Origin of the sequence: Actinomadura pelletieri DSM 43383 (assembly GCF_003634705.1) — a bacterium.
Classification (GTDB): domain Bacteria; phylum Actinomycetota; class Actinomycetes; order Streptosporangiales; family Streptosporangiaceae; genus Spirillospora; species Spirillospora pelletieri.
Genome location: NZ_RBWU01000001.1, coordinates 518,572 through 540,460 on the forward strand (window position 1 = coordinate 518,572; position 21,889 = coordinate 540,460).

The 21,889-nt window shown below is 70.1% G+C and carries 21 protein-coding genes; 14 read left to right on the forward strand and 7 right to left on the reverse strand.

The annotated features are described in order from the left end of the window. Positions 1 to 113 precede the first annotated feature (113 nt). The 5 genes from BZB76_RS02320 (at position 114) to BZB76_RS02340 (ending at position 3,733) form a co-directional block, all read left to right on the forward strand. Positions 114 to 398, forward strand: a complete 285-nt coding sequence (locus BZB76_RS02320) for a hypothetical protein (protein ID WP_170180432.1) — start codon at positions 114 to 116, stop codon at positions 396 to 398. A gap of 142 nt (positions 399 to 540) precedes the next feature. Next, the gene (locus BZB76_RS02325; RefSeq protein ID WP_121432627.1) at positions 541 to 933 is read left to right on the forward strand and encodes an ankyrin repeat domain-containing protein; all 393 of its coding nucleotides are present in this window, start codon (positions 541 to 543) and stop codon (positions 931 to 933) included. Between the two features lie 83 nt (positions 934 to 1,016). Further along, complete coding sequence (locus BZB76_RS02330; protein WP_121432628.1) at positions 1,017 to 1,511, forward strand: SigE family RNA polymerase sigma factor; 495 nt, start codon at positions 1,017 to 1,019, stop codon at positions 1,509 to 1,511. 2 nt (positions 1,512 to 1,513) lie between these two features. Next, positions 1,514 to 2,194, forward strand: coding sequence for a hypothetical protein (locus tag BZB76_RS02335; RefSeq protein WP_147449289.1), 681 nt, complete (start codon positions 1,514 to 1,516; stop codon positions 2,192 to 2,194). A gap of 132 nt (positions 2,195 to 2,326) precedes the next feature. Then, a complete protein-coding gene (locus BZB76_RS02340) occupies positions 2,327 to 3,733 on the forward strand; it encodes a toll/interleukin-1 receptor domain-containing protein (protein WP_121432630.1) in 1,407 nt (468 codons plus the stop codon). A 10-nt stretch (positions 3,734 to 3,743) separates the two neighbouring features. On the opposite strand, the gene BZB76_RS02345 is transcribed toward BZB76_RS02340, so the two are convergent. Beyond that, positions 3,744 to 4,130 (reverse strand): MerR family transcriptional regulator, encoded by a 387-nt coding sequence (locus tag BZB76_RS02345; RefSeq protein ID WP_121432631.1) that lies wholly within the window; start codon positions 4,128 to 4,130, stop codon positions 3,744 to 3,746. A gap of 102 nt (positions 4,131 to 4,232) precedes the next feature. Between BZB76_RS02345 and BZB76_RS02350 the strand changes: the two genes are divergently transcribed. Then, positions 4,233 to 5,216 (forward strand): zinc-binding dehydrogenase, encoded by a 984-nt coding sequence (locus BZB76_RS02350; RefSeq protein ID WP_246006709.1) that lies wholly within the window; start codon positions 4,233 to 4,235, stop codon positions 5,214 to 5,216. Between the two features lie 81 nt (positions 5,217 to 5,297). Here the strand turns inward: BZB76_RS02350 and BZB76_RS02355 are convergent, their stop codons facing one another. Continuing rightward, positions 5,298 to 6,593, reverse strand: coding sequence for a carbohydrate-binding protein (locus BZB76_RS02355; protein ID WP_121432632.1), 1,296 nt, complete (start codon positions 6,591 to 6,593; stop codon positions 5,298 to 5,300). A 175-nt stretch (positions 6,594 to 6,768) separates the two neighbouring features. Next, complete coding sequence (locus tag BZB76_RS02360; RefSeq protein WP_246006710.1) at positions 6,769 to 7,194, reverse strand: YybH family protein; 426 nt, start codon at positions 7,192 to 7,194, stop codon at positions 6,769 to 6,771. A gap of 204 nt (positions 7,195 to 7,398) precedes the next feature. On the opposite strand from BZB76_RS02360, the gene BZB76_RS02365 reads away from it, so the two are divergent. After that, positions 7,399 to 7,770 carry a winged helix-turn-helix transcriptional regulator gene (locus BZB76_RS02365; protein WP_121432634.1) on the forward strand — a complete coding sequence of 124 codons (372 nt, stop codon included), beginning with the start codon at positions 7,399 to 7,401 and terminating at the stop codon, positions 7,768 to 7,770. 14 nt (positions 7,771 to 7,784) lie between these two features. Here the strand turns inward: BZB76_RS02365 and BZB76_RS34520 are convergent, their stop codons facing one another. Continuing rightward, positions 7,785 to 8,447 carry a calcium-binding protein gene (locus BZB76_RS34520; protein ID WP_170180483.1) on the reverse strand — a complete coding sequence of 221 codons (663 nt, stop codon included), beginning with the start codon at positions 8,445 to 8,447 and terminating at the stop codon, positions 7,785 to 7,787. A 356-nt stretch (positions 8,448 to 8,803) separates the two neighbouring features. Here BZB76_RS34520 and BZB76_RS02380 point away from each other — a divergent pair, with 356 nt between their 5' ends. Further along, positions 8,804 to 9,712 (forward strand): NAD(P)-dependent oxidoreductase, encoded by a 909-nt coding sequence (locus tag BZB76_RS02380; protein ID WP_246006711.1) that lies wholly within the window; start codon positions 8,804 to 8,806, stop codon positions 9,710 to 9,712. On the opposite strand, the gene BZB76_RS02385 is transcribed toward BZB76_RS02380, so the two are convergent. Together BZB76_RS02385 and BZB76_RS02390 are read right to left on the reverse strand one after the other, a co-directional pair. Then, entirely contained in the window at positions 9,709 to 10,956 is a 1,248-nt protein-coding gene (locus BZB76_RS02385) for a cytochrome P450 (RefSeq protein ID WP_121432636.1), read from the reverse strand. The genes BZB76_RS02380 and BZB76_RS02385 overlap by 4 nt on opposite strands. 25 nt (positions 10,957 to 10,981) lie before the next feature. After that, positions 10,982 to 12,751 carry an acyl-CoA dehydrogenase family protein gene (locus BZB76_RS02390; RefSeq protein WP_121432637.1) on the reverse strand — a complete coding sequence of 590 codons (1,770 nt, stop codon included), beginning with the start codon at positions 12,749 to 12,751 and terminating at the stop codon, positions 10,982 to 10,984. A gap of 89 nt (positions 12,752 to 12,840) precedes the next feature. Here BZB76_RS02390 and BZB76_RS02395 point away from each other — a divergent pair, with 89 nt between their 5' ends. After that, the gene (locus BZB76_RS02395) at positions 12,841 to 13,620 is read left to right on the forward strand and encodes a PaaX family transcriptional regulator C-terminal domain-containing protein (protein WP_121432638.1); all 780 of its coding nucleotides are present in this window, start codon (positions 12,841 to 12,843) and stop codon (positions 13,618 to 13,620) included. Positions 13,621 to 13,629: 9 nt separating this feature from the next. Here the strand turns inward: BZB76_RS02395 and BZB76_RS02400 are convergent, their stop codons facing one another. Beyond that, positions 13,630 to 14,397, reverse strand: coding sequence for a lysophospholipid acyltransferase family protein (locus BZB76_RS02400; protein WP_246006712.1), 768 nt, complete (start codon positions 14,395 to 14,397; stop codon positions 13,630 to 13,632). 66 nt (positions 14,398 to 14,463) lie between these two features. Between BZB76_RS02400 and BZB76_RS02405 the strand changes: the two genes are divergently transcribed. The 5 genes from BZB76_RS02405 to BZB76_RS02425 all read left to right on the forward strand — a co-directional run bounded on the left by BZB76_RS02405 (position 14,464) and on the right by BZB76_RS02425 (position 21,811). Then, a complete protein-coding gene (locus tag BZB76_RS02405) occupies positions 14,464 to 15,489 on the forward strand; it encodes a hypothetical protein (RefSeq protein WP_121432640.1) in 1,026 nt (341 codons plus the stop codon). Positions 15,490 to 15,586: 97 nt separating this feature from the next. After that, positions 15,587 to 16,285, forward strand: a complete 699-nt coding sequence (locus tag BZB76_RS02410) for a TetR/AcrR family transcriptional regulator (protein WP_211342786.1) — start codon at positions 15,587 to 15,589, stop codon at positions 16,283 to 16,285. Next, positions 16,282 to 16,974, forward strand: coding sequence for a response regulator transcription factor (locus BZB76_RS02415; RefSeq protein WP_121432642.1), 693 nt, complete (start codon positions 16,282 to 16,284; stop codon positions 16,972 to 16,974). Before BZB76_RS02410 ends, BZB76_RS02415 begins: the two co-directional genes overlap by 4 nt. A 119-nt stretch (positions 16,975 to 17,093) precedes the next feature. Further along, entirely contained in the window at positions 17,094 to 19,697 is a 2,604-nt protein-coding gene (locus tag BZB76_RS02420; RefSeq protein WP_121432643.1) for an AAA family ATPase, read from the forward strand. Between the two features lie 221 nt (positions 19,698 to 19,918). Beyond that, positions 19,919 to 21,811 carry a sensor histidine kinase gene (locus BZB76_RS02425; protein WP_121432644.1) on the forward strand — a complete coding sequence of 631 codons (1,893 nt, stop codon included), beginning with the start codon at positions 19,919 to 19,921 and terminating at the stop codon, positions 21,809 to 21,811. The last annotated feature ends 78 nt before the right edge of the window (positions 21,812 to 21,889 follow it).

A 21,889-nucleotide genomic window follows, 5' to 3' on the forward strand; every position in this document is an offset into this window, starting at 1 on the left:
CCTGTCGGGCTCAGCTTCGAGTCTTGGTTCGACCGGCAGATCCGTGAGGCGGAGGAGCGTGGCGAGTTTCGCCGCCGCCTGCGCCGTTCTCGCGGCCGGGGGACACCTCGCCGGTGGCGGGCAGGGTCGATCGGCTCGCGCTCGTCGCGGGTCTCCTGGTGCTGTTCGTTGCGGCGCCGGCCCTGACGCGGCGAGAGCGGACGATCGCCACGACCCTGCCCACGGTCACTGTCGGGCAGGTCGTTCTGCACGTCCTGATGTCGCAGGCGGCTCCGGGGTCTACGGCGGCCGTGTCCGCCGGTGACCCTGCGGCCGTGCCGATGCCCGCGTCCCACGCGGGATCGCCCGGGCTCGGCGTGCTGCTCATGCGCGCCGTGGCGGTCCTGGTCACCTCGTGAGTGGCTGGAGTGCGGTGAGGACGGGCTGTGCGGGCTTGGCATCGGCCCTGGCGATCTGGATGGGGCGAGTCAGCGCATCTACGTGGTCTCTTTAGCGGTCGTCCGTGTGGTGCGGTACGAAGGAAGCGTGCCGGAAACAGGTGTGAAACAGGCGCTGTCGTCCGCCGATGCCGAGGCGTTGTCCAACCTGCTACGGGACGATCCGGCGGCGGCGACCACGCCGATTGATGGGAAAGCGCCGCTGCTGGTGTTGCTGAAGCCGCTGTTGGGCGGCCCGGCAAATGCGAAACCCGGGATGCTCGAGTGCGCGCGGTTGCTGCTGGACGCCGGTGCCGATCCCTCCAGCCATGAGGCGGGCGATTTTGAGCACGTCAGCGCGTTGTACTGCGCCATATCAGCCTGCCACGTCGAACTGGTCAAACTCCTCCGTGCTCATGGCGCCGAGACCGACCAGGACGTTTGGGAGCACGCCGCCCTGAGCGCCGAAGGCTCTGCGGAGAACACCCCCGCGATGGAGATCTTCAGAATGCTTTAGTGACCTGCGTCACTCGTGTCGACCTGGAAGCGGTCCTCGGCGGTAGTCCCCTGTGAGCGTCTACGGAGCACGGAGGACCGAATGTGACCGATCGATCAGGCTTCACCGACTATGTCGAAAAGCATTCGGATCGCCTTCTGCGTACGGCCTACCTGCTGACCAGGGATTGGGTCGTGGCCGAAGACCTGCTCCAGACGGCGCTGGCCAAGGCGTGGGTGGTGTGGCACCGGGTGTCAGACGATCCGACTCCTTACATCCATCGGATTCTCACCAACACGCACGCCTCCTGGTGGAGGCGCCGCTGGCGCGGCGAGGTTCCCACTGAACGGCTGCCCGAGACCGGTCAGCCGGACCGCTCGGACGCCATCGACGACCGCGAGGCGTTGTGGCAGGCCCTGTCCCGGCTGTCACGACGCCAGCAGGCGGTAATTGTTCTGCACTATTTCGAGGGCCTGCCGATCGACCAGGTCGCCGACATTCTCGACTGCTCGAATTCGACGGTGAAAACCCAGCTGGGCCGGGCGCTGGCCCGGTTGCGGGTCAACCCGTCCCTGCGCGAACTGAAGGGAGCGCTCTGACAATGTCCTACGCGAAAGAGGACCTGACGCAAATGCTCCAGGAATACAGCGCTGACCCTGTCCCCAACCCCGACCGATCCCGCGAGGCAGCGGCACAGGGACGACGGATGCTGCGCCTCCGAAGGGCACGCCGGGCAGGCGCGGCGGCCACCGTCGCCTCCGCCTCCGTGATCGCCGGTGTGCTCATCACCAACGGCTCCGACGACGGCGGCGTATCCCCGGTGCCCGAAATTCGGCAAGTGTCGGTGCGGCTGCCCATGGACATTCAGCTTCCCGGTGCCGCCAACGGCGTGGTCAACAGGACGCTTCCGCTCGCAGAGTCCCGCTACGAAAGCCAGCTCGGCAGAAAGGTCACGATCAGCTTCACCCCGTTGAGCCACAACACGATGAGCAACGTACGGTGCGCCGACCCACGCGCCTGGGTGCTCGTCCGCACGGACTCCCCCGGCATGCCAACGAGCGTCGGACGCTGTGGTTCCGGCGACCATCTGGCTCAGTTCGACGCCGACTCCGCCGGGGACATCTGGGTCGGCCGACCGCACACCTGGCAGGTGTGGGTACTGCCCGCGGACACTAAGGTCACTAAGGACCTCGATCCGAACCGGATCGACAAGGTCGCCGCCGAGGCCGGTGTCGAGCCCGGCGCCTGGGCCGTCGGCATCTACGACGAGAAACCGCGATGACCACACGAAACTCCGTCCCCGAAGACGACTACGCGTTCAGATAAGCCGCTTCCGGCCGCGGGCCGGGACAGCGGCCATAACCGGGCTCGCGTTCGTGGCGGCGGCGCAAGAGGGAGTGGATACCATCCCGGTATGTACGAGATTTTCATCAACTATCGGAGTGGTGATCATTTCGTCGCCGTGGAGGGGCTTTATTCGCGGCTGAGCCGCCATTTCGGTGACAATGCCGTGTTCCTCGATCGCGGCGCCATTCGGAGCGGTGAGCGCTACCCGGATGTGCTTCGGGACAAGGTGGAGGCGTGCGAGGTCCTGCTCGCCGTCATCCATCCCGGCTGGCTCACCGACACCGCGAACGGAACCCGGTTGATCGACCGGGAGGCGGACTGGGTCCGGTACGAGATCGCGACCGCGCTCCGGCTCGGCAAGGTCGTCATTCCGGTGCCGCTCGGCGACGGTCTCGTGCCGGAACCGTCCGGACTGCCCGACTCGATCCGGGACCTGGCGTTGAGGCAGGCCCACGTGTTGCACGCTGGACGGTTCGCCAAGGATGTCGACGCGCTCGTCGGACGGCTCGAACACTGCGTCACACCGTCGTGGCGTCCGCCGGAACCCGTGGAGACGGTCTCGTCCGGGAGCGAGGCGCGGCGGTGGACGATTCTGAGCTGCGCCCTCGGCGTCGGGCTCGTGACCGCGCCTCCGTTGGTCGCCGCCGCGTACGGACGTCCGATGCCGGAGGACGAGGTTCCGTGGCCCTTCACCGCCGCGATGTGGTCGGCGCTCTTCATGTCGGCCTTTCCGATTTCGGTGGCCGGTATCAGTCTGGCCCGCCGCCGCGTCAACGACGCGGAACAGGTCTTACACACGGTATCGAGCGCCCTTTACAACTCCCGATTCGCCCTTCCGGTCGGAATCACGCTCGTGGTGTCCCTTTCCTTGCTCGTCCTCGCCGCGACCGGGTTCGGGTATCCGGCGTTCGTCACCGTCATCGCACTCCTCATGGCGTTCGCGTGGTTCGCCATCGCGCTACTTCGTAACGAGCGGAGAGAAGAGGACGAGGAGGCGAACTGGCCACAGAGGCCGGGGCGACCGGTAACGTCACCGGCCCTGCGACGCGGTGTCGAACGGACCCGCAGGCGGCTTGCGGGCTGGCCGGACCCGCTCACCCTGGAACAACGGCTCAAGGTCGGTTGGGCCCTCGACGTCCTGGCCGAGGGCGCGGCGGAACTGGCGCGGCAGAGCACGCGGAAAAGGCCGATATGGCTGACCGGGACGTACCCAAGGACTGCGACGATCTGTGTGCTGTGGGCCGCCGCGACCGTGGGCCTCTTCCTCGCCTCGCTCTCCCCCAACATCAAGGCCGACCCCGCTCATTCGCGGTACTACATCGCCGTGGCCCTGTTCACCACGATCGTGCTGGCCCTGTTCGGCGCCGGAGTCGAGTTGCTGTACCGCCACCAACGCTGGGTGCACGGCAATGTGGCCGCGGAAGTGCACGGCGAGATCGCGGAACTCCACAGAACGCTCGCGCTCCGTTCCTGAAACTGCGACGTCAGGTAGTTCGGTCGGACGGGAGTTCGCATAGCTTCTCGCCGCTGGCGATGTCTTCGAGAACACGCCGCAGTTGTCGTATCCGCTGTTCGGCCTCCGTTATGAGGCTCCGGGTCAGGTGTTCCCAGTCCGCGAGAGCCGGTTCGGGAGGAAGCTCGGCGAAGATCGCCTTGATCTCCGCGATGGACAGTCCGACGCGTTGGGCCACGCGGATGACCTTGGTCCGGCATACGTCCGGTTCACGGAAGCGACGTTGGTTGCCGGCGGTGCGTTCGCTGGTGAGCAGGCCATGGGCTTCGTAGAACCGGACGGCCGAGGGCGCCACCCCGCTGGCGCGAGCCAGTTCCCCGACCGTCAGTTGCGGCTGCACGGTGGCGCTACCGGTCATGGCGAACCCTCCACACGCTTGACTTCAACAAATGTTGAACTTTTAGCGTAGCGAGCACGCGCGGCAAAGCGGAAGCCGCCTGTCAGAGCAGCGGAATGGAGCGTGGGTTTGGTGCGTGCGGCGACGGTGTCGAGGTTCGGTGGTCCGGAGGTGTTCGAGCTGGTCGAGTCACCCGATCCGGGGCCGGGCTCCGGTGAGGTCCTGATCGGCGTCGAGGTGATCGACACGCTGTGGCTGGAGACGATGGTGCGCTCAGGGGCCGGTCAGGGCTTCTGGCCGATGCGCCCGCCATATGTGCCCGGAAACGGGGTCGCCGGACGAGTTCTCCAGGTCGGCGAGGGAGTCGACGAGAGCCTGCGCGATCGCAGAGTGGTGGCCCACACCAATGGGGAGGGCGGTTACGCCGATCGCGCCGTGGTCGACGCCGAAGCGCTGGTGACCGTGCCCGACGGCGTTGACCTCGCGGTCGCCGCGGCCCTGTTGCATGACGGGATGACCGCTCTCGCCCTGTTCGACACGACCAAGGTCGGTCCACGCGACGCGGTACTCGTGGTCGGAGCCAGCGGGGGCCTGGGAGTGCTGTGCGTTCAACTCGCTCGCGCCCGCGCGGCTAAGGTCGTCGCGGTCGCCCGTGGTCCGAAGCTGGAGTGGGTCGCGCGACTTCGTCCGGACGCATCGGTCGACTCCGATCGTCCCGACTGGGTCGAACAGGCCCACGCGGCGCTCGGCGAACACGGTGCCGACGTCGTCCTCGACAATGTCGGTGGCCGGTTGGGGGAAGCGGCCTTCGGCCTCACCGCACGCGGTGGGCGGTTCTCCGCCCACGGCACACCCAGCGGACGGTTCGCGAGCATCGACCGGCAGGTCGCCGACGAGCGAGGTGTCTCGGTGACCGGTATCGAGGCGGCGCAGTTGTCCGATCGCGACCGCACACGCTATGTCGGGCAGGCGCTGCGTGAGGCCGCCGCGGGCGTGGTCGCGCCGGTCATCGGGCAGACGTTTCCGCTGGAGCGGGCCGGGGACGCGCATGCCGCGATCGAAGGCCGCACCGTGTTCGGCAAGACCCTGCTCACCACCGGCGTGTGATCCAGGCACGTGGCCGACGCTGAACGTCCAAGCGAACGGGCCCGGCGGCAGATGCCGCCGGGCCCGCGTCGTGCTTCCTGGTTAACGGCCCTGGAGTCGGCGGACGTTGTCGCCGAACGTCCAGTTCTTCGAGCCGTCCCAGTTCATGGACCAGGTCATCAGGCCCTTGAGCTGGCCGTTGAAGCTGTTCCACGCCTGGGCGACCAGGCCCGGCGACATGTAGCCGCCACCGGCGCCCGGCTGGGCGGGCAGGCCCGGGGCCTGCTTGTCGTAGGGGACGCGGATGGTGGTGCCCTGGATGACGAGACCCGCGTTCAGGCATTCGGTCTGCTTGACGAAGCCCTCGACGGTCCCGGCGGAGTAGGAGTCACCGCGGCACCCGTACATGCTGCCGTTGTAGTACTGCATGTTCAGCCACCACAGGCGACCGTTGTCCGCGTACTTCTTGATGATCGGCAGGTAGGCGCCCCAGATGGAGCCGTAGGTGACGCTGCCGCCCGTGACGTAGGCGGTCTCGGGCGCCATGGTGAGCCCGAAGTTGGACGGCATCGCGGCGAGCACGCCGTCGATGATGCGGATCAGGTTGGACTGCGACGCCGACAGCTGGTTGATGTTGCCGGAGCCGGTCAGGCCGGTCTCGATGTCGATGTCGATGCCGTCGAAGTTGTACTTCTTCAGGATCGGGACGATCGTCTCGACGAACTTGTCCGCGACCGAGCTGGAGCTGAGGTCGATGCCCGCGGTCGCGCCGCCGATCGACATCAGGATGGTGGCACCGGCCTCCTTGGCCGCGCACATCTGCTCGGGGGTGGCGACCTTAACCGTGCTGTCCATGCCGTCCTCCCAGAGGACGGTTCCGTCGGAGCGGATCACGGGGAACGCGGTGTTGTAGACGTTGTAGCCGTGGTTCTTGAAGACCGGGTTCTCGATCGGGCTCCAGCCGAACGGCGGGTGGACGCCGTTGGACGCGCCGTCCCAGTTCTCCCAGTAGCCCTGGAGGATCTTACCGGCGGGCTTGCCCTTCACCGCGCAGGTCGCGTCGCCCTCCGTGGGTGGGGTGGTGGGAGGTGTGGTGGGCGGCTGCTCGTCGTCGCAGGCGCCCAGGTCGCGCCAGAGCGTCGGGGTGGACGCGGGGTTCCAGTTCGAGCCCCGGTAGGCGGTGTGGGCGCTGCGGGCCTCGTAGCCTCGGCCGCTGTAGGTGACCTTGCTTCCGGCCGTGTAGCTCTCACCCTCGGCCCACGCGGGGAACGAACAGGCGACCAGGGACGGCTGAGCGGACGACGGCGCGGACAACACGACCAGCGCGAGGGCCGACAGCAGGAGCGCCGCGGCGGACGTGGCCAGGACGGTCACGGCCGCCGACCATCGCTTGTGCATAAATGACACACGTTTGTGCTGGGGATTCACGGGACTCCTCGGCAGACGGGGGTACTGAGGAGCCGGTGCAGCGCCAAACACAAGTCCCGGAGGGGACTCTCCCAGGGCGCATGGCACAAAACCGGCATGGACGCCAGTAGCAGAGTAGCCGCGTCGGTTCGGACCGGGAAGACCTCTAGACGGCGGGTGCGGACAGCGCGCAACCGAACGGGTTGTCGATCACGTAACGCCAGTGGCCGTCGAGGCCACGGCGGGCGACGTCGGTGGCGGTTCCCTCGATATGGACGGGACGGCCGGTGCGGTCCGTGCCGTCGATCACCCAGTCGACGATCAGTAGCGTGACGTCCCCGACGGTGAAGGCGTGGCGGGGCCGCACCGTGATCGGCACGCCGAGTGCCATGAAGGAGACGTTGGCGGCGAGGCCGTCCGCGCCCGCGAGGGGTTTGCCCGGTTCGGGGACGAACACGGCGTCGTCCTCGTACATCTCGGCGAGCGCGATCGCGTCGCCGCTGTTGAAGCGCTCCGCGAACGCCAGGGGTACGTCTTCGGGGCGGTCGGCCAGCGGGCGCATCGTCGTCCTTCCGGTGGACAAATGATCCATGCCCAGGACGTTAGAAGGCGCCTTCGTGACTCACCAAACGGTTCGCTGCCCGGGGCGACCCGATTTGTCACACCGAGCCCATCCGCTCCATTTCCAGGCCTCGGTGAAGTGACGGCAGATAAAAAGCGTTCCGCGAACTCCGGTGGGCGCTTCGTCGTTTCTTCGGGTAGACAGAGGGGATGCCGGGAACGCTAGGAGGCGCTCGTGACTCAGCAAACGGTCGACCGTCCGGGGCTGCCCGACGATCCGCGGGCGCTCGTCGACGAGCCGAGTCCGTCCTGTCCGGTCGAGATCACCCTGGACGCGCTTCGTGGACGGTGGACGACCCTGGTGGTCCGTGAACTGCTGCGCGGCGACCGTTCGTACACCGAACTACGGCGGGCGCTGCCCACGCTGTCGGACAAGGTGTTGACCGATCGGCTGACGCATCTCGTGAACTGCGGGGTGCTCGACCGGCGACGCGAACCGGGCTGGCCGCCGCGCACGCACTACGCGTTGACCGCGCGCGGTCGCCGGCTGGGCCCGGTCCTCCAGGCGCTGTGGGAGTGGGGTGCCGACGCCGGGACAGCGCCCTGATTCCGACCGTGTCGTCAGTTCTTCTTCGGCCGGACGGCGGACGGGGGGAACTCGCAGTTGATGGTGACTTCGCCGTAGCAGGTGTCATGGCCGGGCCCGCCGTCGATCAGGTCCCAGCCGTTGTCGCCGTTGATCGTGTCGTCGCCTTCGTTGCCGAAGAGGTTGTCGTTGTCGTCGCCGCCCCGGATGTCGTCGTCGCCCATTCCGCCATGGAGGGTGTCGACGCCGCCTTCGCCGAGGATGCGGTCGTTGCCGTCGAGGCCCCAGATGGTGTCGGTGCCCTTGTTCCCGTTGAGGATGTCGTTGTTCCCACCGCCCCGGATGGAGTCGCCGTCGTCGCCGCCCAGGACGGAGAGCGCGCCCCTGGCCGGGGAGTTGATGAAGCCGATGGAGTCACTGCCCGCGTCACCGCAGATCACGGCGTCGGAGGCGAACGGGCTGTCCTCGACGGCGTCGTGGAAGAACCAGTCGTCGCCGCCCAGGCCGGAACTGACGTCGGTCTGGATCAGCAGGAGCGCGTCGGCTTCGGGGGTGCCCGGCTTGGTGACGGTCAGGTTCAGCCCGGATTTCTGGTCGCGGCAGGTCAAGGGGTCGGCGTGGGCCGGACCCGCCGCGGCGACCGGGCTGAGGGCCACTCCGAGCAGGGTCAGCGTTCCAATGATCGGTCGGATGCGCATTGGATCGTTCCTTTCGGCGCCGATCGGTCGCCGACGCCACCTTTATTTCCGCCGCGCTTGTTTTCGGTTGCAAGATGGTGGCCGCAAACGGACCCACGGGAAATTCGTTGACGGTATCCCGGTCTCCCGACTCGGGACGACGAGTGATCGTGGCCTAGGTCTATAAGGCATCGTCGGCGGGTATATTAATTGCTTATGACATAAATTGACCGGGAGCGGTCATCGTAGTTTCGCGGAAAGCGGTCCGAATTCCGGTGCGGCGCGTCGTCCGGTGGAGACTGAGCGTCGCGCCGGATCGGGGCGGCCCGTGGATGCGTCATGATCTGCACATGGGGCGATGGTGGAAAGGGGCCGGTATGCGGGTGTTGCTGCACTACGACATGGACCACGAGGCGTCCGGCCTCGACATCGTGAGCTGCTCCGAGCAGGACGACGAGCGGTTCGCGGAACTGCTGCCGGACACCGAGGTGCTCTGGCACGTGCTGCGTCCGTTCACCGCTGAGGACATGGACCGGGCGCCGAAGCTGCGGCTCATCCAGAAGCTCGGAACGGGCGTCAACACGATCGACCTGGACGCCGCCGCCGAACGCGGGATCGCCGTGGCGAACATGCCGGGCCAGAACGCGCAGGCCGTCGCGGAGACGAGTCTGCTGCTCATGCTGGCCGTGCTGCGGAGGGTCGTGCCGTTCGACGCGCGGACGCGGCGAGGTGAGGGGTGGCCCGCCGACCGGGCGCTTGTGGGCGGGGAACTCGCCGGACGGACCGTCGGGCTCCTCGGCGGCGGCGAGATCGCGGGCCTGTTGCGCGGCATGGTCGAGGCGATCGGCGCCCGCGTCCTTTACACGTCGCGGCGGCCCCGTCCCGGTGACCCGGCCTGGCGGGAGTTGGACGAGCTGCTGAGGTCCAGCGACATCGTGTCGGTGCACGTCCCGCTGACCGACGAGACCCACCATCTGCTGGACGCGGAGCGGCTCGCACTGCTGCCGGACGGCGCGATCGTCGTGAACACCGCACGCGGGGCCGTGATCGACGAGGCCGCGTTGGTCGCGGCGTTGACGTCGGGACGGCTCGCCGGTGCCGGGCTGGACGTCTTCGAGCAGGAACCGATCGACAAGGGCAACCCGCTGCTCGGGCTCGACAACGTCGTCGTCATGCCGCATGTGGCGTGGCTGACCCGCGAGACCTGGGACAGGTATTTCGCGGTCGCGGTGGAGAACTGCCGCCGCCTCGGACGAGGTGACGAACTCCTCCACCGCGTCCGTTAGCTGAGGCTGTAGCGAACGGGAAGGCGCTTGAGACCGCCCACGAACGTGGTCGCGATGCTCTCCGGCGGCCCCGCCAGCTCGATCGACCTGAGGCGCGGCAACAGTTCCTCGAAGAACGCGCGAACCTCGATGCGGGCCAACGCCGCGCCCAGGCAGTAGTGGACCCCGAACCCGAACGCCAGGTGCTTGTTCGGGTCACGTCCCACGTCGAACCGGAACGGAGCGTCGAAGACGTCCTCGTCCCGGTTCGCGGACGGATACGACAGCAGCAGCGACTCGCCCTTCCGGATCGTCACACCGTGCAGTTCGTAGTCCCGGGTGGCGGTGCGCATGAACTCCTTCACCGGCGTGACCCAGCGGATCATCTCGTCGACCGCGAGCGGCATCAGGTCCGGGTTCGCGCGGAGCCGGTCGAGCTGGTCGGGGTGCTCGATCAGGGCGTGCAGGCCACCGGCGATCGTGGCGCTGGTGGTGTCGTGCCCGGCCGTCGCGACGATGACGTAATAGGACGCGGTGTCGAAGTCGTTCAGCGGTTCCCCGTCGATGCGGGCGTTGGCGATGGCGGACGCCAGGTCGTCGGTCGGTCGGGTGCGGCGCGCCTGCGTCAGGCCCTGGAAGTAGGCGAAGAAGTCGAGCAGGACCTGGAGTTTCTCCTCCTTCGACGTGCCGCGCTGGAAATCGTCGTCATCGCCGCCGAACAGCTCCTGGGTGAGCTTCAGCATCCGGTCGAAGTCGCTCTCGGGCAGCCCGAGCAGCGAGAGGATCACATAGAGCGGGAAGTGGACGGCGATCTCCTGCGCGAAGTCGCATTCGCCGTCGAGTTCGACCATCCGGTCGACGTAGCGTCGCGCGAGTTCCCGGACGCGGGGTTCCAGCGCCCGCATCGCCCGTGGCCGGAACCAGTCGGCGCCGATCGCGCGGAACACCCGGTGGTCGGGGTCGTCCATATGGACGAGGGTGCGCAGGCCGATGCCCTGCTTGGCGCGCTCGCGGTTCATCTGGTCGAGTTCGGCGGTGGCGAGCACCGGGCGCGGCGCGTTCAGAAACAGGTCGTGGTTGCGTTCGACCTCCATGACGTCGTCATGTTTCGTGACGGCCCAGAAGGGGGTGTAGTCGGGGGCCTCGACCCGATGCACGGGCGACTCGCGGCGCAGTAAGGCGAGCGCCTCGTGCAGCCGGTCGTCGTCGGCGTAGGTCTTGGGGTCCGCGAGCGCGAGCCCGGCCTCCTCCAGGGTCGATGTCATGCGTTCGGCTCCTCCGTCGGGTCGGTCACCGGCGGTCGTCGATCAACGCGCCGTCGGCCAGGTCCTTAAAGCGGTCGAGCTCCTCGGCCGGTGCGTCGATCGCGCGGAGCGGACCGGCGTCGGCGAGATGACTTCGAGCGTAGAGCCGGGCGACGAGCGCCTTGCGGTACGTGCCGGTGTCGGCGCGTTCCCAACCCGCCTGTTCCAGAAGCAGCGCCGCCGCATATACATCTGCCATGAACTGGGCCAGCGGGTAGAGCCTCGCCTCGGCGACGGTCCTGTCGAGCCCCCGCCATCTTTCTATGGCCTGCCGGAGGTGACCGATGCGTTCGTGGACGAGATCGGCGGTGGCGTCGTCTCCATCGGGGGCGTGCCGGACGGCCTCCCTGAGCCGGTCGAGGAACGGTTCGTGCGCGTCATGCCGTTCGACGGCGCGGCGGACGTCCAGGCAGAGGATGTTGTCGCCGCCCTCCCAGATGGGGTTGACCTGCGCGTCCCGGAGGATCCGCGCGACCGGCCACTGTTCGATGTAGCCGTTCCCGCCGTGGATCTCGACGGCGTCGCTCGCGGCGGTGACGCCGAGCCGGGCCGCCCGCAGTTTGATCAACGCGGCGGCGATCCGCAGCGCCGGACGGCCGAGGTGCCCGTCGAACACGAGCGCCTGCACGGCCTCGGTCTCCACGATCAGTTCGGCGAGTTTCCTCCGCATCAGCGGCTGTTCGGCGAGCGGAGCGCCGAACGCCTCCCGCGCCCGCGTGTAGCAGAGCGACTCGACCAGGGACCGCCGCGCGCATCCGAGGCCCATCGTCGCGATGGCGAGGCGCGCGCCGTTCGTCAGCTCCATCATGCGGGCCATTCCCCTGCCGTCCCCGGTCGTGCCCTGCGGGGCGAGGAGGAACGCCTCGGCGCCGGTGAACTCGACCTCGGCGGACGCCACGGACCGGGTGCCGAGTTTGTCCTTCAGTCGCCGGATCCGGATGCCGTTGCGCGTCCCGTCCCGCCGCTCCTTCAGGACGAGGAACGGCGCGACGCCCCGGACCCCGTCGACGGCGCCCACGGGTTTGGCCAGCACCACGAACGCCGAACCGCCCGCGTTGGACGCGAACCATTTGAACCCGTCGAGCCGCCATGCGTCGCCGTCCCTGCACGCGGTCGACTCCAGGGCGCCGAGGTCGGAGCCGCCCGCGCGTTCGGTGAGCAGCTGCGCCGCCTCCCCGCCCTTCGCCCCGTCGGCGAGCAGTTCCCGTACCCGCGCCTTGACGTCGTCGGGCGCGAACATCTCGGTCAGCGTCATGATCATGTCGCCGCCGGTGCCGAGCGCGCACGTCATACCGATGTCGGCCTGGTTCAGCAGGTAGCCCCAGGCCAGGCCCAGCGGGGCGGGGTCGACGCCGTTCTCCCGCGCCTCGGCGACGAAGGCGGGGCGGGTGAAGGACGCGGCGACGAGGTCGCGCTTGGCGGCCTCGAACGACGGCGGGTTGACGATCCGGCTGATGTCGTGGCCCCACCGGTCGTACTTCTCCAGCCTCGGCGGGTTCCGGTCGGTCTCCTCGGCCCGTTCGGCGATCGGGCCGCCGATCAGCGCGCCGAGCTCGCGCAGCCGCGGCTCGGCCCAACCTAACCCGGGACCGAGATGGCGGCGCATCAGGAATTGCAGCGTGGGATCGCACTCGTACCAGTTGAGGCCCACGGCGCCGGGGTAGCGCTGGGTGGCGTATCGGCGGGCCTTCCCCGCGTCGCTGAACGGGAGCCGGTCGAACGGCTCGATCAGATGGTCGGATCGGTTCGACGCCATAGCCTGGACATTACGCCTCATCATCGCATGGCGGAAGGTTGTAATCTGGAGAGGGTCTCCGCCCGCCGGGATTAAGGTCTCGACCAGCTATGGAAAGCAGTCTGGAGATTCGTCCGCTCACCGCCCGCTCGATCGTCCTGAGCACGTTGTTGGGCGTCCATCCGCCCCGGTTGCCCGCCCGGTATCTGGTCCGCGTCGGCGAGATGTTCGGTGTCGCCGAGGGAACGGTCCGGGTCGCGCTCTCCCGCATGGTGAACTCCGGCGACCTGGTGCAGGGCGGCGGCGGCTACGCGCTGACCGAGCGGCTCCTCGAACGGCAGGCCCGCCAGGACGAGAGCCGCCTCCCCCGGGCCCTTCCCTGGGACGGCACCTGGGAGATCGCCGTCATCACCGCCGAGCGCCGTTCCGCCGCCGAGCGCGCCGCGCTCCGGCAGGCCATGTCGGCGCTGCGGCTCGCCGAACTCCGCGAGGGCACCTGGCTGCGTCCGGCCAACCTGAACCGGCACCGGGCGGACCCGGGCAACGCGGAGGCCCGGGGTGTCACGGACGACCGGCCCGACATCGTCGTCCGGCAGTGCACGTTCCTGCGGGGACGTCCCGAGGGCGATCCCGCAGCGCTCGCCGCCGAACTCTGGGACCTGGACGCCTGGACGGCCAAGGCCCGAGCCCTCCAGACCGCCCTGACCGAGACGACGGGGATGGCGGAACGTTTCACGCTCGCCGCCGCCGTCCTCCGCCATCTCGTGGACGACCCGATCCTCCCGCCCGACCTGCTGCCGTCCGACTGGCCGGGCCCGGGTCTGCGCGCCGAGTACGCGCGTTTCGAGAAGGAGTTCGAGCGGCTCCTCACCGAGCACGTGCTCGGCTGAGGGCGGCCTTCACTCGTCGTCGGCCCTCGGGTTCAGGGTGCCCGCCCACTCCTGGTCGGACAGCTTGCGGATGGCGTCCATGACCTCGTCGGTGATGACGCGGCGGGCGCGGCCCGGCGGCAGGTCCTGGTAGCGGGAGAAGTCCATCGGCTCGCCGAAGCGGACGGTGGGACGGACGGAGAGCCGTGGCCGCCACGTCCCGAGCGGAATGATCTGGTCGCTTCCGCCGAGCGCGACGGGCACGACCTTCGCGCCGGACTTGAGGGCCAGCCAGGCGACGCCCCGGCGGCCGAGGTAGAGGCGCCCGTCCGGGGAGCGGCTCCCCTCCGGGTAGATCGCGACGCCGCCGCCCGCGTCGAGGACATCGACCATCCGGCCGAGGGCCCGGACGGCGGCGCGGGTGGGGCCGCGCCTGATCGGGACGTTCCCCAGCGCGAGCATGCCATGCCGGATGAGGCGTCCACCGATGCCGGGCAGCTCGAAGTACTCCGACCGCGCGAGCCACCACAGTCGGCGGGGGATGACGGGGGACAGGACGAAGCTGTCGACCATCGACAGGTGGTTGCTCGCGAGGATGAACGGCCCGTCGGCCGGGATGTTCTCCCTGCCCTCCACCCGCGGGCGCAACGCCAGGCGGAGCAGGGGCCCGACCGTGTGGGCCAAGACACCGTAGAACACGCAGCCTCCCGTGACTCTGCGCACCCGGAGAAGCAGGTGCGCGAGGCCGAATCTAGGGAGCCCGGCCCGGGTTCGCATCCGCCATGTGACCAGCCTCATGCTCGCACACCTAGAAATTAATCGAACGAGCGATTATTTTTTTAGGCATCGAGCAAGGAGGCAGTGATGCGAGACGAGCGGACACACGACAAGCGCAAGCCCATCGCCGTGCTGGTGGTGGTGTCGCTGATCGGACTGATCTTCACCGGGTCCTTCCTCGGGGCCCTGCACCACCTGGAGCCGCACAAGGTGCCCGTCGCCGTGGTCGCGCCGCAGCCCGCCGTGGACCGGCTCGGCGCGATGATGGAGCGGAAGGCCGAGGGCGCGTTCGACCTCACGGCGTACGGCGACCAACGCAAGGCACAAAACGCGCTACTGGAACGCGAAGTCGACGCGGTCTTCGTCCCCGGCGCGCCCGGCGCGCCCGGCGCGCCCGGTAAGGGCGGTGCGACGTTGATCGTCGCGGGCGCGAACGGACGGACCGTGCAGAACGCGGTGACGGCGGCGTTCCAGGGCGTCGGCCAGGCCACCGGGCAGCCGGTCACGGTCAAGGACGTCCGTCCGCTGCCGGACGGCGACAATAACGGGGTGTCCGCCATCTTCTTCGTGATCACGACGGTCATCCCGGCCGTGATCCTCGCGGTGCTGCTCGCGGTCGTCGCGCCGCGGGCGGGTGCCGGACGGCGTCTCGGGCTGCTGGCCGCCGGGTCCGTCGCGCTCGGCGGGGTGAACGCCTGGGTCGCCGCCGGGCTGACCGGTGCGCTCACGGGAGCGCCGCTGGAGCTGTGGGCCCTCGCCGGCCTGCTGGTGTTCGCGGTCGCGTCGTTCGCGGCGGGCGCGTGGCGCGTCGCCGGACCGCCCGCCGTGGGCCTGACCGCGCTGCTGTTCATCCCGATCGGCGTCCCGGCGAGCGGAGGCCCGATCGGAGCGCAGTTCATCCCCCAGTGGTACGCGACGGTCGGTGAATGGCTTCCGGTGGCGGCCGCCGTCGACGCGGTGCGCAACACCGTCTACTTCGACGGCAACGCGATCGGCGGACCGCTGCTCGTGCTGGCGCTCTGGGTCGCGGCCGGGCTCGCCCTGGTCCTGGTGCCGAAGAAGGCGCGGGAGCGGGCGGCGGCGGCCACGACGGAACCCGCCGTCGGCGCGTGAAGCCGGACGATGACGCGAAGCGCGAGGACAGGTCCACCGGAACGTCCGGTGGACCTGTCCGTCAGGCTTCTTCCAGAGAACGAGGAGGTAGGAGAAGGTGCCACTGAAGCCCGATGGGTCGATGCGGCGGCGTCCGGGACGTCCGCCCAAGAAAGAGGCCGGGGACACCAAGGCCGAACTCGTCGAGGCGGCGCTGCGGCTCTTCGCGCAGAAGGGGTACACGGGCACCTCGATCCGCGCGATCGCCCGCGAGGTCGGGTTGAGCGAGAGCGTCCTGTACGCGCATTTCGCGAGCAAGCAGGACATCTTCGACGCGGCCGTGGCCAGGCTCGGGCCGCAGGGCCTGGTCACCGGGCTGGAGAGCCTCGATCCCGCGCTCGCCGACCGTGACCCCGCCGCCTACCTCCGCGCGCTGGTGACGCACATCCTGGACGCGTGGGACTCGCCGAGCGGACGGCTCTTCATCAGCCTGATGGTGCGGGACGGGCTCGTCCACAGCGCCGCCATGGGCGACACCATCATGCGGTCCATGGGCGAGACCGCGACGCTGTTCCAGAACTGGATCGACGCCGGTCGTATCCCCGCCGACCTGGGCGGTCCCATCGACCTGGCCTGGGCGCTGTTCGGGCCGATCGGCCAGGCCCGGCTACTGTGGTTGCACGCCGACGCCACCCCCGAGGATCGGCGGGCGGCACGCGACAGGGCGCTTCGACACACCGAACTGTTCATCAGGGCGGTCTTCCGCGAGCGGCGGGAGCCGCCGACGGGCGATCCCGAAGGACGTGATCATTCATGACGGGCCTGGACGGTGAGTCCGCGCGGGCGCCGGTGAACGTCGCGTCCGGGGGGCATGGGGAGTCGCCCCGCCAGGAGGGCACGACCATCCGGATCCTGCTGGCCGAGGACGTGGCGCTGTTGCGGGGTGCGCTGACCGGTCTGCTGGATCTGGAACCCGATCTGGAGGTCGTGGCGGAGGTCGGCAGCGGTGACGCGATCGTCCGGGCGGCGCTGCGGCACCGTCCCGACGTCGCCGTGCTGGACGTCGACCTGCCCGGCATGGACGGTGTCACCGCCGCCGCCGAGCTGCACGAACGGCTGCCGGAGTGCCGTGTGCTCATGCTGACGGGCCTCGGACGTCCCGGCGATCTGCGACGCGCGTTGGACGCCCACGTGCACGGCTTCGTCCTCAAGGACGTGCCGCCCGCCGAGTTGGCCGCCGCGATCCGGCAGGTCGCGGCGGGCGAACAGGTCGTCGATCCGCAGCTCGCGCTGGTGGCGCTGCGCCAGCCGGAGAGCCCGCTGACGCCCCGGGAGGCGCAGGTTCTGCGGCTGGCGGCGGAGGGCGCCGACGTGGACGACATCGCGATCGTCCTCAACCTGACGGTCGGGACCGTCCGCAACTATTTGGCGAGCTGCATCGCCAAGCTCAACGCCCGCAACCGCATCGACGCCGTTCGCATCGCGGGCGAGTTCGGGTGGCTGTGACCTGGATCCCGGTTTGAGACCGGTATGAGAAATACATGGTCCGACCCCCGGGCGATTCACATACGGATCGGTGCGCACCGCACTGGCCAGGCAGAACGCCCGATGAAACCCTCCGTAGCATGGTGGGGGAACCTCTGTACGGGCGCTCGGCCGAACTCGCCGAGATCGACCGGCTGCTCGACCGTGCCCGGTCGGGCGCGGGCGGCGGCGCGCTCGTCCTTCGGGGTGACGCCGGAATCGGCAAGACCACGCTGCTCGACCACGCCGAGACACGGGCGGCGGGGCCGACCGGCGATATGGACGTCCTCCGTGGAAGCGGCATCGAGGCGGAGAGCGACGTCCCGTTCGCGGCCCTGCACCTTCTCCTCAACGACCGGGCCGACCACCTCGCGGCCCTGCCCACCCCACAAGCAGAGGCTCTACGGGCCGCGCTCGGCCTGACCCGACCGGACTCCTCGGGCCGGCTCCTCACCGGCCTGGCCCTGCTGAACCTCCTCGACGGATCGGCCGCCGACAAGCCGCTGCTGTGCCTCATCGACGACGCGCAGTGGCTCGACCGTGAATCGGCTGACGCCCTGCTGTTCGCCGCCCGCCGCGTCGCCTCGCGTGGCGTGGTCTTCCTCATCGCCGCCCGGGACGACGACGCCCGACCGCGCACCGGGCTGCCGGAACTGCACCTGACCGGCCTCGACACGGACGACGCGCGGCTTCTCATGGAGAACCGCGCCCCCGACCTGCCCGCCGACCGGATCGACCGGCTGGTCGAACAGGCGTGCGGCAATCCGCTCGCGCTCGTCGAGTTCGCCGCCGCCGGGTCGGGACGGCTCGCCCGCGTCCCCGAGGAGTTCGCGCGCACCGTCCGTGAGCTGCCCGAACAGGTGCGGCTGTTGCTGGCCGTCGCCGCCGCGGACGGCACCGCCGAACCGGGCGTGGTCGTCCAGGCCGCCCGGGGGCTCGGGCTGCCGCTGGACGCGTTGGAGGCCGCGGAGGAGACCGGCCTGCTCGTCGTGACCCGCACCGCCATCGGGTTCCGGCATCCGCTGGCGCGGGCCGCCGCGTACCAGGGCGTTCCGGTCACGCGGCGGATCGCCGTGCACCGGGCGCTCGCCGAGGCGCACGCTCGGGCCGGGGACGCCGACCTGCGGGTCCGGCATCTCGCCGCCGCCGCGCTCGGCACGGACGAGACGGTCGGCACCGAACTGGAGTCCGCCGCCGACGACATCCTGGTCCGGTCGGGGCCGTCCGTCGCGGCGTTCGCCTACGAGCGCGCCGCCCGCCTCGCCGGTGACCCGGAGGTCCGCGCCCGCCGGCTCGTCGCCGCCGCCGAGGCGGAACTCGCCGCCGGACGGCTCTCCCCCGCCAGGACGCTCGCCGACGAGGCGGCCCGCACGGGCGACGCGGACGACACCGCGGCCCGGGTCGACATCGTGCGGGCGGGCGTCGAGCTGGAGCATGGTGTCCCGGAGGCCGCCGGTCGGCTGTTGCTGGAGCGGGCCCGCGCCTACGACGATCCGGAGATCCGCGCGCGGCTGCTCGAAGAGGCCGTGTTCCACGCGTGGTCGTGCGGAGACCGGGACACCGCCGTCAAGGCACGAGAAGGGCTCGCGAGCTGCGAACAACCGAACGCGCTGGTCCGGGCGTTGTCGGCGCTGCTCGACGGTGACGTCACGGCCGCCCGGCGCGTCCTCGCGACCGCCGAACGAGAGACGGACGGGCCGGACGAGCGGCTGCGGCTGCTCGCCGCCGAGATCGCCCTCCAGACAGGTGACGACACGGCCGCCGCCGAGATGTCCGCGCACCTCGTGGCCCGGTGCCGCCGCCGGGGGCTGCTCGGCCTCGTCCCGCGCGGGCTGGTCGTCCAGGCGTGGTCACGGTTGTTGTGCGGCGAGCACGACGAGGCCCGCGCCCTCGTCCGGGAGGCCCTGGAGGTCGCCACCGAGACGGGTCAGCGCAGGCAGGCCGCCGCGCTGCGGTCGGTCCAGGCGCGGCAGGCGGCGATCGAGGGCGACGAGGTCCGCTGTCGTGCGCTCGCCGCCGACGGGCCGGTCGGTGACGCGCTCGGGCTGCTCGCGCTCGGGCTCGGCCGTCCCGAGGACGCGTTGGAGCACCTCCAGGACAGCGCGCGCCTCGCCACGGCCGCCGACACCGTGGAGGCCGTGGTCGCGGCGGGCCGTTCGGACGGCGCCGCCGAGGCGATGGCCCGGTTGGAGGAGTTCGCCCGCGACGCCGGGCAGCCGTGGGCCGACGCGGTCGCGTCCCGGTGCCGGGCCCTGCTCACCACCGAACCCGACGAGGCGGAACGGCACTTCACGCTCGCGCTCGCGTCCCACCGCAAGGGCGGACGGCCGTTCGAACGCGCCCGCACGGAACTGCTGTACGGGGAGTGGCTGCGCCGGTCGAGGCGCCGCGCGCAGGCCAGGGCGCGGCTGCGCGCCGCGCTGGACGTCTTCGAACGGCTCGGCGCGGTGCCGTGGGCGGAGCGGGCGCGCGGCGAGCTGCGGGCCGCGGGGCAGGCCGTCCGCGCGGACGGCGACGACCTCCCCGGACGGTTGACCGCGCAGGAGATGCAGGTGGTCCGGCTGGCGATGACCGGGGCGACGAACCGGCAGATCGCGGCGCAGCTCCGGCTCAGCCACCGCACGGTCGCCTACCACCTCTACAAGGCGTTTCCGAAGCTCGGAGTGGCCTCACGGGCCGAGCTACACCGCCACGTTCCCGCCTGACCCGCACGCCACAAAACTGGCGCCGTGAAAATATTCACGCGCTTAGTTCCCTTGCTCATCCGGCTCCGGCGTTTCATCATCCGATGGGGCGGCGTTGAGGAGCCGGTGATCAAAGCGTGACCAGGGCACGACCAGCAAGACCCGGATGGCGGCGGGACGAACCGGCGGGGCCAGGCGGCCGCGCGGGTCGTACGCCCCTTTTCGCACGCACGATCACCGGGATGTACCTCGTCCTGATGCTCCAGACGAGGCTGGTGAAACAGGCGGAGACCGGGCCGTCCCACATGCTGCTGTCCGCCACCGTCGTGATCTTCGGCATCTTCGCCGTGCAGTGGCTGCTGGTCCTGTACGGGCCGCGGTCGCAGCGCCCACGCCGATGGGTGATCGTGACGCATCTGGCGACGCAGACGGCGCTGGCGCTGCTGCCGCTGCTGGTGTTCGGCAACGACTGGTACCCGGTCGTCGGCGGGTTCCTCGCCGGGTCGATGCTCCTGCTGCTGCGTCCACCGCTGTCCTGGTTCATGGTGGCGCTCGTCACGGCCGGTGAGGGGCTGCTGCGGTACTACCAGGGCTGGTCGGCGGTCGACGTGACGTTCTGCGTGGTGGCGACGGTGAACACCGGCATCGCCATGTACGCGATCACACGGCTGTCGGGGTTCGTCCGGGAGCTGCACGCGACACGCGCGCAGTTCGCGGCGGCCGCGGCGGCACGCGAAAGGCTGGAGGCGGCGGGCAGCCTTCGGGCGGTGCTCGGCGCGGCCCTCACCCGCGTGGAGGAACTGAGCCGCCGCGCCCGCGACCTGCTGCCGGTCGACCCGGCGGCGGCGCGCGACGACCTCGATGAGGTGGCCCGGACGTCGCGGCAGGCCGCCACGGACGTCCGGTCGATCGTCGGCGCGTTGCAGGGCCCGTCCCGCCGCCGGGAACGTCCCGGCCGGGTGACGCAGTCCCGCCTCGCCTGGACGATCCTCGTCATCATGACCGTGGGCTTCGCGGGCGAGCAGGTCATGAACGTCCACTCCGGGTCCGGCGGGTCCTGGCGGGCGACGGCGGCGGCCGTGGCGGTGGCCGCCGCGATCTCCGCGCTGATGCTCCGGCACACCTCGGCCCTGCTGCGCCGCAAGACGCCGCGCTTCGGCGCGTGGACGCTCGCCGCGCAGGTCCTCCTCGTGTTCGTGCCGTTCGCGCTGTTCGGCCCGGAGTGGGCGACCATGGCGTGCCTCGCGACCGGGTCGGTGCTGCTGGTGTCGCGAGGACGACGCGCGTGGATCATGTTCGCGCTGACCATCGCGGCGTGGTGCGTCCCGGCGCTGTGGGCGTCGCACGGGCTCCTCTTCTACGTCTACACGTGCGCGATCTCGGTGCAGATCGGCGTGGTCGTGTACGCGCTGTACCGGCTGCCGATGCTCGCCCGGGAGGTCGATGTCGCCCGGGAGCGGCTGGCGCGCATGGCGGCGCTGCACGAGCGGCTCCGGATCTCCCGCGACGTCCACGACCTGCTGGGCCTCGGTCTGTCGACGATCACGGTGAAGGCGGAGCTGGCGCGGCGGCTGGTCAGCGCCGACCCGGTGCGGGCCGCCGAGGAGCTGGGCGAACTGGCCGATCTCGCGGAACGGTCGCGGGCGGAGGCCCATGCGGTCGCCGCGGACGACCGGGCCCTGTCGCTGCGGGACGAGGCCGTGTCGGCGCGCGCCGCACTGGCGGCCGCGGGCGCCGACGTCCACGTGGCCCTCCCCGACGAGACGGACCTGCCGCCGTCCTCGCCCGTGGACGGTGTCCTGGCGGCCGTGCTCCGCGAATCCGTCACCAACGTCCTGCGGCACGCCCACCCGGAACACTGCGCCGTCACTGTCGTCGCGCAGGCCGGTGTGGTTCGGCTCACGGTGCACAACGACGGAGTCATCCCACCGTCGTTCACGGGCTCGGACCCAGGGTCGGGGAAGGGCCTCTCGAACCTCACCGCCAGGACGGGTGCACTGGGCGGTTCACTGTCCGCCGGAACCGACGGGAAGGGCGGTTTCACCTTGGTCGCGGAGGTGCCTCTGACGGCGGGCACGGGCACGAGGGAAGTGCCCCGTCACATGACGGATTCGCCCCTTCCCTTCCGTGTCTAGCCTTGCCCGACATGACGCAGGACTTCCATCCGACGCGCGCCGGAACGCCCCCGCGTCACCGCATGTCCAGGGCCTCCG